The sequence below is a fragment of the Streptomyces sp. NBC_00005 genome (genome assembly GCF_045160215.1).
In the GTDB taxonomy this organism is placed as follows: Bacteria; Actinomycetota; Actinomycetes; order Streptomycetales; family Streptomycetaceae; genus Streptomyces.
Genome location: NZ_CP108316.1, coordinates 3,319,973 through 3,333,442, shown reverse-complemented (window position 1 = coordinate 3,333,442; position 13,470 = coordinate 3,319,973). Strand labels below are relative to the sequence as shown.

The 13,470-nt window shown below is 72.7% G+C and carries 12 protein-coding genes; 6 read left to right on the top strand and 6 right to left on the bottom strand.

Annotated elements, in window-relative coordinates:
* Window positions 1-146 precede the first annotated feature (146 nt).
* Window positions 147-425: a hypothetical protein gene (locus OG303_RS15285; protein ID WP_405868858.1), complete on the top strand. Its 279-nt coding sequence runs from the start codon at window positions 147-149 to the stop codon at window positions 423-425.
* Here the strand turns inward: OG303_RS15285 and OG303_RS15280 are convergent.
* From OG303_RS15280 to OG303_RS15270, 3 genes are all read right to left on the bottom strand, one after another.
* Window positions 373-1,137 (bottom strand): SDR family NAD(P)-dependent oxidoreductase, encoded by a 765-nt coding sequence (locus OG303_RS15280; RefSeq protein WP_405868856.1) that lies wholly within the window; start codon window positions 1,135-1,137, stop codon window positions 373-375. The genes OG303_RS15285 and OG303_RS15280 overlap by 53 nt on opposite strands.
* A 32-nt stretch (window positions 1,138-1,169) precedes the next feature.
* Window positions 1,170-2,006 (bottom strand): Fpg/Nei family DNA glycosylase, encoded by an 837-nt coding sequence (locus OG303_RS15275; protein WP_405868854.1) that lies wholly within the window; start codon window positions 2,004-2,006, stop codon window positions 1,170-1,172.
* A 141-nt stretch (window positions 2,007-2,147) separates the two neighbouring features.
* Entirely contained in the window at window positions 2,148-7,217 is a 5,070-nt protein-coding gene (locus OG303_RS15270) for an ATP-dependent helicase (protein WP_405868852.1), read from the bottom strand.
* Between the two features lie 367 nt (window positions 7,218-7,584).
* Between OG303_RS15270 and OG303_RS15265 the strand changes: the two genes are divergently transcribed.
* Genes OG303_RS15265 through OG303_RS15255 form a run of 3 tightly spaced genes read left to right on the top strand, consistent with a single transcriptional unit; the run spans window position 7,585 to window position 9,517 of the window.
* A complete protein-coding gene (locus OG303_RS15265; protein WP_405877273.1) occupies window positions 7,585-8,550 on the top strand; it encodes an AraC family transcriptional regulator in 966 nt (321 codons plus the stop codon).
* Complete coding sequence (locus OG303_RS15260) at window positions 8,451-9,212, top strand: AzlC family ABC transporter permease (protein ID WP_405868850.1); 762 nt, start codon at window positions 8,451-8,453, stop codon at window positions 9,210-9,212. Before OG303_RS15265 ends, OG303_RS15260 begins: the two co-directional genes overlap by 100 nt.
* Complete coding sequence (locus OG303_RS15255; RefSeq protein WP_405868848.1) at window positions 9,209-9,517, top strand: AzlD domain-containing protein; 309 nt, start codon at window positions 9,209-9,211, stop codon at window positions 9,515-9,517. The genes OG303_RS15260 and OG303_RS15255 overlap by 4 nt, the downstream gene beginning before the upstream one ends.
* A 12-nt stretch (window positions 9,518-9,529) precedes the next feature.
* On the opposite strand, the gene OG303_RS15250 is transcribed toward OG303_RS15255, so the two are convergent.
* Complete coding sequence (locus OG303_RS15250; protein WP_405868846.1) at window positions 9,530-10,474, bottom strand: hypothetical protein; 945 nt, start codon at window positions 10,472-10,474, stop codon at window positions 9,530-9,532.
* 81 nt (window positions 10,475-10,555) lie between these two features.
* Between OG303_RS15250 and OG303_RS15245 the strand changes: the two genes are divergently transcribed.
* Window positions 10,556-10,750 (top strand): DUF3046 domain-containing protein, encoded by a 195-nt coding sequence (locus OG303_RS15245; RefSeq protein WP_405868844.1) that lies wholly within the window; start codon window positions 10,556-10,558, stop codon window positions 10,748-10,750.
* 60 nt (window positions 10,751-10,810) lie between these two features.
* Complete coding sequence (locus tag OG303_RS15240) at window positions 10,811-12,082, top strand: AI-2E family transporter (protein ID WP_405868843.1); 1,272 nt, start codon at window positions 10,811-10,813, stop codon at window positions 12,080-12,082.
* 31 nt (window positions 12,083-12,113) lie between these two features.
* On the opposite strand, the gene OG303_RS15235 is transcribed toward OG303_RS15240, so the two are convergent.
* Entirely contained in the window at window positions 12,114-12,905 is a 792-nt protein-coding gene (locus OG303_RS15235) for a hypothetical protein (RefSeq protein ID WP_405868841.1), read from the bottom strand.
* Complete coding sequence (locus tag OG303_RS15230) at window positions 12,905-13,294, bottom strand: hypothetical protein (protein WP_405868839.1); 390 nt, start codon at window positions 13,292-13,294, stop codon at window positions 12,905-12,907. Before OG303_RS15230 ends, OG303_RS15235 begins: the two co-directional genes overlap by 1 nt.
* Between the last annotated feature and the right edge of the window lie 176 nt (window positions 13,295-13,470).

Genomic DNA, 13,470 nt, shown 5'->3' with positions numbered 1-13,470 from the left:
CTTTGGACGGCGGTCCGGGTCCGTTTGCCGGTGCGGCTCGGGGCGGTCATGGTGGATGCCTGCGATGCGTTGCGCCCGTGTGCCGTCGGTGCGCCCTTCCTGTGGGTGACGGCCGCGGTCTGGCTTCGGGGCTGGAGGTGGCGTCGATGGCATGGCCGATAGTTCGCCGGGGGGCGGTTCTCGGGCTCGGGGTGCTGTGGTGGTGGGCGGTGCTGCGGCTTGTGTTCGAGCCCGGTGCCGGAGTGATCGAGGGGGCGGTGGCCGCCGGGGGGTGGGGGCTGAGTCTGTTGCCGGTGCACTGTGTGCCGAAGGCGCGGGCGGAGGGGGCCGTCGGGGCGGGGCGCTGGCGCGCCGCCTGGCGGACGGCCCGGGCTACCACGGCATCGCCACCCCGCCGTTGGGACGCAGGATCTGGCCGGTGGTGAAGGACGACGCGTCGGAGGCCAGGTACAGCACGGTGTGGGCGACGTCCTCCGGTTCGCCGACCCGGCCAAGCGGCGACATCCGGGCCATCAGCGCCTCGGTCTGCGCCTGTGCCTCGGCCTCGTGGCGGTCGGTCATGGGCGTGCGGATCCAGCCCGGCGCGACCGCGTTGACGCGGATCCCGTGCCGGCCGACCTCGTTCGCCAGCGTCTTCGTCAGCTGGACGACGGCCGCCTTGGCCGCGCCGTAGCAGAGCAGGCCCGGACGACCGGTGTCGACGGCGCCCGAGGCCATGGTGATGATGCTGCCGCCGCTCTTCCGGTCGAGCATCAGGCGGGCGGCCTCCTGACAGGCGTAGAGCACTCCCTTGAAGTTGACGTTCAGCACCCGGTCGAGGTCCTCGTCCCGGGTCTCCAGGACCGGGCTGCTGTGCATGATCCCGGCGACCGCGGCCATCACGTCCAGGCGCTCGCAGGACTCGACGGCCTGTCTGAGCCGGCCCCGGTCGGTGACGTCGAGGTGGTGGGTACGGGCGGTGCCGCCGCCGTCCTTGATCAGGGTCGCCGTCTCGTGCAGGCCCTGAGCGTCGCGGTCGGCGCAGTGGACCGTGGCACCCGCTTCGGCGAGCAGCACGGCCGAGGCGCGGCCGATACCGCCGGCGGCCCCGGTGACGAATGCGGTGCGTCCGGTGAGTTCGTACGCCTTGACGGGCATGAAGGGACGGTACGAGGGTTTCTGACGGATCGTCAATTAGTTGTACGGCGTTGAGTTCCGCGGAATCTGGTGGTGCTCGGGGCCGGTCCCGTCTGGCAGTTCGGGCACCAGTAGGTGGGGCGTTCGCGGGAGCCGTCGCCCTGGTCGGCCACGCGGACGGAGGTGTGGCAGCGCAGGCAGGGGCGGGGTGCGCGGCCGTACACGAACAGGTCCTGGCCGCGGCGGCCCGTCGTGGTGCGCACCGGGCGGTCGCGGTTGGCCTCCAGGAGCTTCTTGGCGAGCGCGGGCAGCTTCGCCGCGCGGTCGGCCGGCAGGGCACCGACGGGGAGCCACGGGGTGGCGCCGAGCAGGAAGCAGAGCTCGCTCTTGTAGACATTGCCGATGCCGGCGAGGTTGCGCTGGTCCAGGAGGGCTTCGCCGAGGGGGCGGGAGGGGTCGGCCAGGAGGTTGGCCAGGGCCTGCTCGGGGTTCCAGTCCGGGCCGAGGAGGTCGGGGCCGAGATGGCCGACTGCGCGCTGTTCGTCGGAGGTGCGGAGGAGGTCGAGGACGGGGAGGCGGTAGCCGACAGCCGTGCGGTCCTCGGTGCCCAGGATCACGCGGATCTGGTGGGAGGGGCCGCCGGTCCAGCGCGGGCCGTTCGCGAACACCTTCCAGGAGCCGTCCATCCGCAGGTGCGAGTGGAGCGTCAGGCCGCCCTCGATGCGGGTCAGGAGGTGCTTGCCGCGCGGGGTGACGTCCAGGACGGTACGGCCCGTGAGGTCGGCCGTGGCGTACTTGGGCACCCGGAGGTCGCTGCGGGTCAGCACCTTGCCCGCGAGGGCGTCGTGCAGGCGTCTCGCCGTCTGCCAGACCGTGTCTCCTTCGGGCATGGGTCAAGGGTGGCACGGGGCCGGGTGGAGCGGGGCGGAGTGGCCTTGGGTGAGACTGGGTGTGGGTGTGGGTGTGGGTGTGGGTGCGGGCCGGTGCCGGTGGGCGGTGGGCGGTGGATGGCGGGTGGCGCGTGGTGGGATTCATGCGCGTAGGCGCAGGCCCCGGGGGGTGGCGATGAAGCCTGCTCCTTCCAGGAGGGTGCCGATGGGGGACGTCAGGGCCGAGGCGCCGTTGACCCGCTCCACCGTGACTGTGCCGAGGGAGCCCGCTCGGGCGGCTGCGGCGAGGGACTCGGCGGCCGCTTGCAGGCGTGGGTCCTCGGTCGCTGTGCCGTCCGGGTCGGCGGGCCAGGCCAGCAGGGTCTTGCCCCCGCGCTCCATGTAGAGCGTCAGCTCGCCGTCGACGAGGACCACCAGGGAGCCCGCCTTCCGGCCCGGCTTGTGGCCCGCGCCGGTCGGGGGTTCCGGCCAGGGGAGCGCCGCGCCGTACGCGTTCGCGGGGTCGGCGGCGGCCAGGACGACGGCTCGGGAGTCGGGGGAGGAACGGGGGCTGCGGCCGGTGAAGGCGGAGCCTCGGGAGTCGTAGGTGCCGTACGAGCCGGGTGCGGAGCCTGGGCCGTTGCGGCGGCCGCCTGCGCCGGGGGTGGCGAAGTCGCGAGGTGAGATGTACTCGTCGCGTGAGGTGGGGCGCGGTGGGAAGCCCGAGTCGTCGTCGAAGCCGGTGAGCTCGATCTCGGGCCTGTTGCGGCGGGCACCCTCGCCGGTCGGGGTGGAGCCGTCCGCCGACTCGAAACCGTCGGTCCAGTCGAAGCTGCCGAGGTCGTCGGAGTCGTGCGGCGTGTGGCCATGGGGCGGGTCGGCATCGGCGGTGTGGTCCCCGGGTGCGGTGAACGCGTGGGGCGAGCCGAAAGGTGCGGCAGGGAAGCCGCCCGGCGGGCCGTCGGCGGACGGTTGCGGCAGGGCTTCGCCGCGGTCGCGGGCGTTCGACACCGCGCGCAGGCGGTCCACCGCGCCGTCCATCGCGAACTGTGCCGCGCCGAGCCCCTCCACCACGTAGCCGCGCCGTGCCTGGCCGCTCTCCTCGAAGGCGGCCAGGATGCGGTACGTCGCCGAGAAGCCGCCCTCTACGCCTTCCGCGGAGACGGCGCCCCGGGTGACCACGCCGTGCCGGTCGAGGAGGGTGCGGGCGAGGGCGTGTGCGCGCACGGTGGGGTCCGCTTCGCGCGCGGGGAGGAGGGACCAGCGGCCGGCGACGGTCGGTGGGCCGCTGCGGGAGGCGGGGCGGGCGGCCGCGGTCAGCGAGCCGTAACGTCCGCGCGGGACGCTGCGTTTGGCGCGGTGGGCCGTGGAGCCCGCGGTGCGGCCCGAGCCCAGCAGGGAGCGCATGGGGGCCAGCGTGTCGTTCGTGAGGTGTCCGGACCAGGCCAGGTCCCAGACGGCGTCGGCCAGTTGGGGATCGGTGACGTCGGGGTGGGTCGTCGCGCGGACCTGGTCGGTGATCTGGCGGAAGAACAGGCCGTAGCCCCCGGAGAGGGCGGCCAGGACGGACTGGTGGAGCGCCGTCAGCTCCAGAGGGTGCGGCGGGGGCAGGAGCAGCGGAGCCGCGTCCGCCACGTACAGGGATACCCAGCCGTCCTTGCCGGGGAGGGCTCCTGCACCGGCCCAGACGACCTCTCCGGCTGCGGTGAGCTCGTCGAGCATCGCGGGCGTGTAGCCCGCGACGCGGGACGGCAGGACCAGCTTCTCCAGGGCCGACGCGGGCACGGACGCGCCCTGCAACTGCTCGACGGCACGCACCAGTCCGTCGATACCGCGCAGCCCGTGTCCCTTGCCGATGTGCTGCCACTGCGGGAGGAACTGGGCGAGCGCGGCCGGGGCCACCGGCTCCAGCTCGTGCCGCAGGGCGGCCAGGGAGCGGCGGCGCAGGCGGCGCAGCACGGTCGCGTCGCACCACTCCTGGCCGATGCCCGCCGGATGGAACTCCCCTTGTACGACACGGCCGTTCGCGGCGAGGCGCTGCAGTGCTCCCTCCGTGACGGCCACGCCGAGGCCGAAGCGGGCCGCCACTGCGGTCGACGTGAAGGGGCCGTGGGTGCGTCCATAGCGGGCGAGGAGGTCGCCGAGGGGGTCCTTCACCGGTTCCGTGAAGGCCTCCGGGACGCCGACCGGCAGGGCTGTGCCGAGGGCGTCGCGCAGGCGGCCCGCGTCCTCGATCGCTGCCCAGTGGTCGGCGCCGGCGATGCGGACCTTGATCGCGCGGCGGGCGCCGGCCAGTTCCCGGGCCCACTGCGGCTCGGCGCCGCGCTCGGCCAGGTCGGCGTCGGTCAGTGGACCGAGCATGCGCAGGAGGTCCGCAACACCTTCGGCATCCTTGACGCGCCGGTCCTCGGTGAGCCACTGGAGCTCCCGCTCCAGCTCCGTCAGCACCTCGGCGTCCAGCAACTCGCGCAGCTCCGCCTGGCCCAGCAGCTCGGCCAGCAGTCGCGAGTCCAGGGAGAGCGCGGCAGCTCGGCGCTCCGCGAGCGGTGAGTCTCCCTCGTAGAGGAACTGGGCGACGTATCCGAAGAGGAGGGAGCGGGCGAAGGGGGAGGGCTCGGGAGTGGTGACCTCGACCAGGCGCACCTTGCGGGCCTCGAGGTCGCCCATCAGCTCGACCAGCCCGGGAACGTCGAACACGTCCTGGAGGCACTCGCGGACCGCCTCCAGGACGATCGGGAACGAGCCGAACTCGCTGGCCACCTGGAGCAGTTGAGAGGCGCGCTGGCGCTGCTGCCACAACGGGGTGCGCTTGCCCGGGTTGCGGCGCGGCAGCAGCAGCGCGCGGGCGGCGCACTCGCGGAAGCGGGACGCGAACAGGGCGGAGCTGCCCACCTGCTCGGTGACGACCTGGTCGACCTCGCCCTTGTCGAAGACGACGTCGGCGGCGCCCACGGGTGCCTGCTCGGCGTCGTACTCCGTGCCCGCCTTCATGGGCTCCTGGTCGAGCAGGTCCAGGCTCATGAGGTCGGCGTCCGGGAGGCGCAGCACGATGCCGTCGTCGGCGTGCATGACCTGGGCGTCCATGCCGTACCGCTCGGAGAGCTTGGCGCCGAGCGCCAGCGCCCACGGGGCGTGCACCTGGGCGCCGAAGGGGGAGTGCACGACGACCCGCCAGTCGCCGAGCTCGTCGCGGAAGCGCTCCACGACGATCGTGCGGTCGTCCGGGATGTGGCCGCAGGCCTCGCGCTGCTCGTCCAGGTAGGACAGGACGTTGTCCGCGGCCCAGGCGTCCAGGCCCGCCGCGAGGAGGCGCAGGCGGGCGTCCTCCTTGGGCAGTGAGCCGACCTCGCGCAGGAACTGGCCCACCGCGCGGCCCAGTTCGAGCGGGCGGCCGAGTTGGTCGCCCTTCCAGAAGGGGAGCCGGCCCGGTACGCCCGGAGCGGGGGAGACCAGGACGCGGTCGCGTGTGATGTCCTCGATGCGCCAGGAGCTGGTGCCGAGCGTGAAGACATCGCCCACGCGGGACTCGTAGACCATCTCCTCGTCGAGCTCGCCGACCCGGCCGCCGCCCTTCTTCGGGTCGGCTCCGGCGAGGAAGACGCCGAAGAGCCCGCGGTCGGGGATGGTGCCACCGGAGGTGACGGCGAGGCGCTGTGCGCCGGGGCGGCCAGTGATCGTGCCCGCGACGCGGTCCCACACCACGCGCGGGCGCAGCTCGGCGAACGCGTCGGACGGATAGCGGCCCGCCAGCATGTCGAGGACCGCCGTGAACGCCGACTCCGGGAGGGCGGCGAAGGGAGCCGCGCGGCGGACCGTGGCGAGCAGGTCGTCGACCTGCCAGGTGTCCAGGGCGGTCATCGCCACGAGCTGCTGTGCCAGGACGTCCAGGGGGTTGGCGGGGACCTTCAGGGATTCGATGGAGCCGGTGCGCATGCGCTCGGTGACCACCGCGGCCTGGACGAGGTCGCCGCGGTACTTCGGGAAGACCACGCCGGTGGAGACCGCGCCCACCTGGTGTCCCGCGCGGCCGACGCGCTGCAGGCCGGAGGCGACGGAGGGCGGGGACTCGACCTGGACGACGAGGTCGACTGCGCCCATGTCGATGCCCAGTTCGAGGCTGGAGGTGGCGACCACGGCGGGCAGGCGGCCCGCCTTGAGGTCCTCCTCCACCAGGGCGCGCTGCTCCTTGGAGACCGAGCCGTGGTGGGCACGCGCGATGACGGGTGGCGCGCCCTGGGCCGCTCCGGAGCCGCCCATGAGCTCGGCCGGGGCGTGGTGCTCGTCCAGGGGTTCGCCCGTGGCCCGCTCGTACGCGATCTCGTTCAGCCTGTTGCACAGGCGCTCCGCGAGGCGGCGGGAGTTGGCGAACACGATCGTGGACCGGTGGGCCTGGACGAGGTCGGTGATCCGCTCCTCGACGTGCGGCCAGATCGACGGGCGCTCCGTACCTTCGGACCCGTCGGCGACCGGGGAGCCGCCCAGCTCGCCCAGGTCCTCGACCGGGACGACGACCGAGAGGTCGAACTCCTTGCCCGACTTCGGCTGGACGATCTCCACCTTGCGGCTGGGCGAGAGGTACCGCGCGACCTCGTCGACCGGGCGGACCGTCGCCGAGAGGCCGATGCGGCGGGCCGGCTTCGGGAGGATCTCGTCCAGCCGCTCCAGGGAGAGCGCGAGATGCGCGCCGCGCTTGGTGCCCGCCACCGCGTGCACCTCGTCGAGGATCACCGTCTCGATGCCGGTCAGCGCGTCGCGTGTGGCCGACGTCAGCATCAGGAACAGGGACTCCGGGGTGGTGATCAGGATGTCCGGAGGGCGGGTGGACAGGGCGCGGCGCTCGGCGGGCGGGGTGTCGCCGGAGCGGATGCCCACCTTCACCTCGGGCTCGGGCAGGCCCAGGCGCACGGATTCCTGGCGGATGCCGGTCAGGGGGCTGCGGAGGTTGCGCTCGACGTCGACCGCGAGGGCCTTGAGCGGCGACACGTACAGGACACGGCAGCGTTTCCTTGGGTCGGCCGGTGGGGGTGCCGAGGCCAGCTGGTCCAGGGCGGCGAGGAATGCGGCCAGGGTCTTGCCGGAGCCGGTGGGGGCGACCACCAGCACGTCCGAACCCGCACCGATGGCCTGCCAGGCGCCCGCCTGGGCCGCGGTGGGCGCGGAGAAGGCGCCCGTGAACCAGCCGCGGGTGGCGGGGGAGAAGCCGTCGAGGGCCCGGTGTGCGGAGCTGACCATGCGTCCATCCTGCACCCGGCCACTGACAATGGCTCTGACCTGCGGTTCTGTTGCGGGGTCCGCTTGCAGGTCCGCTGCGCTGGGCTTCGCCGGGGCTGCCGGGTGCCGGTGGGTGGGTCGGGAGCGCCGGGTGCCGGTGGGTCGGGCCCGCCGGATGCTGGTGGGGTGGGTCGGGGTCGCGGCGGTGCGGCGAGCCCGCCGCTGGTGGGGCATCTGTCTCGTGGCTGAGTGGGACGGGGCTGGGACCACGTAGGCGGCGGGCTGCGCCGCACCGCCGCGACCCGCTCCCGTGCGTCGGCGGCTGCGGGTGGGTGGGGGTGCGGGCTATGGCTGCTTTGGATCAGCGGCCTGGCGGAGAATGGGGGCCATGGCGGGTTCCGGGAAGGAATTGGCGAGGCACTGGCAGTACGCCGAGCTGCCCGGGGTCGATCTGCTGCGCGCCCGGTACATCCGCAAGGAGTTTGTGCGGCATACCCACGAGAACTTCGTCATTGCCGCCATCGCGGACGGGGTCGAGGTCTTTCGGCACCGTGGTGCCGATCAGTACGCCGGGGCGGGGGCGCTCGCGCTCGTCAATCCCGATACCCCGCACACGGGGCGGGCCGGTGTGCCCGAGGGATGGCGGTATGGGGCCGTGTATCCGGCGCCGGAGGTGGTGGCCGAGATCGCGGCCGAGACCACTCTCATCCGCGGGACGCCGGGGTTCGTCAGTCCGGTGCTCGATGATCCGTACACCGTGGGGCTCGTGCATCAGGTGCTGCGTGCCGCGGAGGACGGCAACGCGCTCGCCGCCGACACGCTGCTGCGGGTCGCCGTGACCAGGCTGCTCAGGCTGAACGGCGGGCCGCTGCCACGGCGGGAGGTGCGGACGGCGGGGGCCCGGGTCGCTGCACGCGCGCGTGCAGTGCTCGAGGAGCGCATGGCCGAGCCGCCGACCCTGGAGAAACTCGCGGCCGATCTCGGTACCGGTCCGTTCGCGCTGCTGCGGGCGTTCCGGGACGCCTACGGGATGCCTCCCCACGCCTGGCTCACGGACGCCCGGGTACGGCAGGCACGACGGCTGCTGGACGCCGGTGCGACGCCCGCGGATGCAGCGGTTGCCGTCGGGTTCACCGATCAGCCGCACCTGAACCGGCATTTCACCCGGATCGTCGGCGTACCGCCGGGTGCTTACCGGCGTGAGCGCAAGAACGTACAAGACGCGCGAGGGCGGCTGCTCCTACCGTCCGACGCGTGGCAGAACAGACAGCTCGCGCAGACATACGGCCCGACGGTGGAGGAAAGCCTGATGCCGCCGTCGTCCGGGACGCCCTCGGAGTCGGCGTCGCCGTAGGACTTTCCGGCTTCGCCTTCGGGGTGACCTCGGTCGGTAGCGGGCTCACGGTGCTGCAGACCTGTGCGCTCAGCCTCGTGGTGTTCACCGGCGCGTCCCAGTTCGCCCTGGTGGGGGCGCTCGCGGCCGGGGGCAGCCCGCTCACGGCAGCGGCGGGCGCCTTCTTCCTGGGCGTGCGCAACGCCTTCTACGGGCTGCGTCTGTCCCAGTTGCTGGCCCTCCCGCGCGCGGTGCGGCCGTTCGCCGCCCAGTGGGTCATCGACGAGACGACCGCGGTCGCGCTGGCGCAGCCCACGCGGCGGAGTACGCGCATCGGGTTCTTCGTCACCGGGCTCACCCTGTATGTGCTGTGGAACCTCACCACGCTGCTCGGGGCGCTGGGCGCCAAGGCCATCGGGGACACCGACGCATGGGGCCTCGACGCGGCCGGGCCCGCCGTCTTCCTGGCGCTGCTCGCACCGATGCTCAAGACCACCACCGAGCGCGCCGTCGCAGGCCTCGCCGTCCTCCTGGGGCTCGGTCTGCTGCCCGTACTGCCTGCCGGAGTGCCCGTCCTGGTGGCCGCGCTTGCGGCGCCCGTCGTCCTCTGCCTGGAGGGCCGCCGCAGGGGCACGTCACGTACCGACGCACACGACAACGACGTACCAGAGGAAGACCGTTGAACACCTGGATCGCGATCGGCGCGACCGCGCTCGGCTGCTACGCCGTCAAGCTCGGCGGACTGCTCGTACCCGCGGGCGCCCTGGAGAAGCCGCTCGTCAGGCGTCTGGCCGCGCTGTTGCCGGTGGCCCTCCTCGCCGCGCTCACGGCCCAGCAGGCCTTCGCCGACGGGCATGTCCTGGTGCTCGACGCGAGGGCCGCGGGGCTTGCCGCAGCCGCCCTTGCGCTGGTCCTGCGTGCCCCGTTCCTGCTCGTCGTGGCGGCGGCCGTGGTGGTGACCGCCGGGGTGCGGGCCATGGGCGGGTGACGACCTCCGGGGTCAGCCGATGGTGCGGCCGTGCGCTCTTAGTGTGCGCAGCGCCTCGATGGTCACCATGGGGCGTGCCTCCAGGGCGGTGCCCGGTGCCCACTGGCGCCAGCGGATGGGCCAGCCGCCATCCTTCTGTTGTGCGTCCGTGAGGAAGTCGAGGGAGCGCGTCATCTCGGTGTCCGTGAACCACGCGCGAGCGAGGGAGCTCGGCGTCTTCGCGTAGTCGTGCGGGAAGTGGTGCTCACCGGGCGCGTAGCCGGGCGCCACCGGGTACGCGGCGAGGTCGCTCGGGTCCAGTGCGACGAGCCGGTGTTCGCGCACCCGGCGGCCGAGGCGGTCGGCGGCCGCCTCCGCGCGTGGGCGGTCGGGAGCGGAGTCCAGGAAGGCCACGGCGGCCTCGACCTCGTAGGGGTGGGACTTCTCCATCGACTCGACTGCCTGCCAGCAGAAGTCCGTGGCCCTGAACAACCAGGCGTGCCATACCTCGTTGCGGTGCAGCAGACCCACCACCGGCCCCGTGGAGAGGAGTTCGCTGGGCGGGTCGTCCACGATCGGGATGAAGGGAGCCGCCGGATAGCCGCGCTGGCTGGGATGGATCGCCGGCAGCGCGCCGTCCGCCGTGGAGACGGCGGTCAGATAGCGGCACACGCGTTCCACACGCTGTCCGCCGCAGCGCCCGATGGCGTCGAGGACGCGTAGGGCGTGCCCGGTGTGCAGCGGCTGGCTGACCGGGCCGCGCAGATCGGGCTCCAGCGCGTGGCCGTACCCGCCGTCCTCGTTGCGGTACGCGTCCAGGGCGGTCTCCACCGGGTCGGCGCCCCCGTTCAGGAAGTGGTGGGCGAAGAGGCGCTGTTCCAGCACGCGCGCGGTGAGCCAGACGAACTGTTCGGCGCGGAAGAGCGGCGAGCGCGCCGGTGGCGTGGCAGGGAGTGGAGAAGCTCCGGTTTCGGACATGCGTCAGACCGTAGGGCGGAAAGCGGTCTCGGCAAGGGGTCCCGGCTCAGGCCCACTCTCAAGGGGCGGGATACTGGAGTCATGCGGTTGACGGTCTTCTGGCAGCGGATGACGGATCACTTCGGTCCGGGATACGCCGACACCTTCGCGCGCGACCACGTGATGGCGGAGCTCGGCGGCCGGACCGTGCACGGGGCGCTGGACGCCGGCTGGGACGCCAAGGACGTGTGGCGCATCGTCTGCACAGTCATGGATGTTCCGGGGGAGAAGCGCTGATCGGTCACGAAGATCGCAGGACGGCAGATGATTGTCAGACCCGTGGGCGAGACTTGATCCGTGGCACCCACTGACGAGACCGGGCCGACGGCCCAGCACGCATCCCCGTTCGGCACGACGCCGCCCGACCGGCCCCCGGCCGAGGGCGCCGCCGGGCCGAACGCCCGCATGCCGCGCTGGCTGCCGCGCGCCGTGGTCCTCGTGCTCGCCCTCTACGCCGTTTTCCAACTGGGCACGTGGGCCTTCCACCAGCTCACCGGTCTGCTGATCAACATCCTCATCGCGTTCTTCCTGGCCCTCGCCATCGAGCCCGCGGTGAGTTGGATGGCCTCGCGCGGCATGCGCAGGGGGCTGGCCACCGGCCTTGTCTTCCTCACCGTGATGATCGTTGCGGCGGGCTTCGTCACCCTGCTCGGTTCCATGCTCGCGGGCCAGATCATCAAGATCGTCGAGGACTTCCCGGACTACCTCGACTCCGTCATCAACTGGATCAACACGCACTTCCACACCGAGCTGAGACGCGTGGACGTCCAGGAGGGACTGCTCCGCTCCGACTGGCTGCGCAATTACGTGCAGAACAGCGCCACGGGCGTCCTGGACGTGTCCGCCCAGGTCATCGGCGGCCTCTTCCAGTTGCTGACGATCACGCTGTTCTCGTTCTACTTCGCCGCGGACGGCCCGCGGCTGCGGCGCGCGATCTGCTCCGTACTGCCGCCCGCACGCCAGGCGGAGGTGCTGCGCGCGTGGGAGATCGCCGTCAACAAGACCGGCGGTTACATCTACTCGCGCGGCCTGATGGCGCTCATCTCCGGTATCGCGCACTACATCCTGCTGCAGATCCTGGGTGTGCCCTACGCGCCCGTGCTCGCCGTCTGGGTGGGCCTGGTCTCGCAGTTCATCCCGACCATCGGCACGTATCTCGCGGGCGCCCTGCCCATGCTGATCGCCTTCACCGTCGATCCCTGGTACGCGCTGTGGGTGCTGATCTTCGTCGTGGTCTACCAGCAGTTCGAGAACTACGTGCTGCAGCCCAAGCTGACCGCGAAGACCGTTGACATCCACCCCGCCGTCGCCTTCGGTTCGGTCATCGCCGGCACCGCACTGCTCGGCGCCGTGGGCGCGCTGATCGCCATCCCGGCCATCGCCACGCTGCAGGCGTTCCTGGGGGCGTACGTGAAGCGGTACGCGGTCACGGACGACCCTCGTGTCCACGGACACCGAAGAGGGGGATCGGGACCGGGTCTGCTCACGCGCGCGATTCAGCTGTGGATACGACGGCCCGAAGCGGCACAGGACGATGTGAGGGAGCCGGGGGAGGGCTCCTCCTCCTGAGAAGCGGCCGGGGTCGGCGGACGCCAACGGCTCAGTACGTGAGGACGGCCCACACCCCGGCGCCGATGACGGCGGCGACGTAGCAACCGGTCGCCGCGGCCACGATCCGCCGCCGGGCCGGCTCGTTCCAGGACGTGCGGGACAGCAACCAGGCCAGCACCGGCAGGACCAGGACCGCGTGCAGGCTGACCCCGTGCAGGGGCTTGAGCGGGGCCGTCGAGTGGTACGCCGCCTCCTGGTGCCCGGTCCGGGTGAGCACGACACCGCGCGCGATCATCGCGGCGCCCGAAGCGAGCGCGACGAGCAGGATCGCGAAGCCGGAGCGCACCGCGAGCGCCATCCCCGCGGGACCCGCGGGCCGGTGCCGGAACGAGGCGAGGGCGAACACGGTGAGCAGCACCACGAGGACGCCTCCGCCCACCGCCAGCGTCATGGACACCGCGGTGTCGAACGGCGTCTCCATGTCGAGGTGTGAGGGCACCCGGCGCCAGGCCTGAAGGGTGATGCCGCCGACCTCCACGACGCAGTCGGCGGCGAACACGGCGAGCAGCAGGGCGCGCAGCCGCGGAGCGACGCGCAGATACGACGTCACCCAGGTGACCGCGATGAGCGTCGCCCCGAAAGACAGCCCGAACGTGACGGGCTTGCGCCAGGAGACGGGCCCGTCCCACGGGCCGCCGTCGACGGCGAACACCACAAGGTGCACAAGGCCGGAGAGGATCAGAAGGAGGCCGACGACGTGGCAGAGGCGCTCCGCCGGGCGCATCCCGGCCCGCCATGCCGCCGGGGCCGACTGCCGCCTCGGCACCGTTTCCGCTGCCATCAGTCCCGTGCTCCCGTCCGCAGCATGGCCGCCGCTCCGGCGACGACCAGGCCGGCGAGGGCTACGAGTTCGGCGATGGTCGAGACGACGAGCGCCGCGTCCCCCGACGAGAGATGGTCACCGGCGTTCGGGGTCACGAACGCGCCCACGCCGAGGAACACGCCGATCACGAGGGCAAGCCCGGCCGTCCACCGGTTCGCGCGCCAAAGCAGCAGCCCCGCCGCCACGAGCGGGATGACGAGGCCCGGCGGCACGGCGGGATAGTCCGCGCCGGCGGCGATCTGGACGGCGATGGACACGGCCAGCAGGAGGAGCGCGGCCAGCGACGCGGTGACGGCACGGGGACGGGCCGCCTTGCCGCCGCCTCGGACGATCTTCTTGGTCTCCATGCCTCCAGCCTCGCGAGACCGCCGCGCCCAGTCGTCCTCCGGCCGAAGACACCTGGCGTACGCCGCGGGAAGTAGCCGGACGAGGAGGAGTCGGACGAGACGTGGCCAGGGCGGCACGTCGGCGTGAACAGCGGCCGGGAGGCCCGGAGTCCGGTCGCTGTCGGACCGCCGACGTA

Bases quoted from the DNA above. Each gene is read 5' to 3' on its own strand.
- OG303_RS15280 (WP_405868856.1), bottom strand. From the start codon at position 1,137: ATGCCCGTCAAGGCGTACGAACTCACCGGACGCACCGCATTCGTCACC.
- OG303_RS15230 (WP_405868839.1), bottom strand. From the start codon at position 13,294: ATGGAGACCAAGAAGATCGTCCGAGGCGGCGGCAAGGCGGCCCGTCCC.
- OG303_RS15250 (WP_405868846.1), bottom strand. From the start codon at position 10,474: ATGTCCGAAACCGGAGCTTCTCCACTCCCTGCCACGCCACCGGCGCGC.
- OG303_RS15245 (WP_405868844.1), top strand. From the start codon at position 10,556: ATGCGGTTGACGGTCTTCTGGCAGCGGATGACGGATCACTTCGGTCCG.
- OG303_RS15275 (WP_405868854.1), bottom strand. From the start codon at position 2,006: ATGCCCGAAGGAGACACGGTCTGGCAGACGGCGAGACGCCTGCACGAC.
- OG303_RS15270 (WP_405868852.1), bottom strand. From the start codon at position 7,217: ATGGTCAGCTCCGCACACCGGGCCCTCGACGGCTTCTCCCCCGCCACC.
- OG303_RS15265 (WP_405877273.1), top strand. From the start codon at position 7,585: ATGGCGGGTTCCGGGAAGGAATTGGCGAGGCACTGGCAGTACGCCGAG.
- OG303_RS15285 (WP_405868858.1), top strand. From the start codon at position 147: ATGGCATGGCCGATAGTTCGCCGGGGGGCGGTTCTCGGGCTCGGGGTG.
- OG303_RS15235 (WP_405868841.1), bottom strand. From the start codon at position 12,905: ATGGCAGCGGAAACGGTGCCGAGGCGGCAGTCGGCCCCGGCGGCATGG.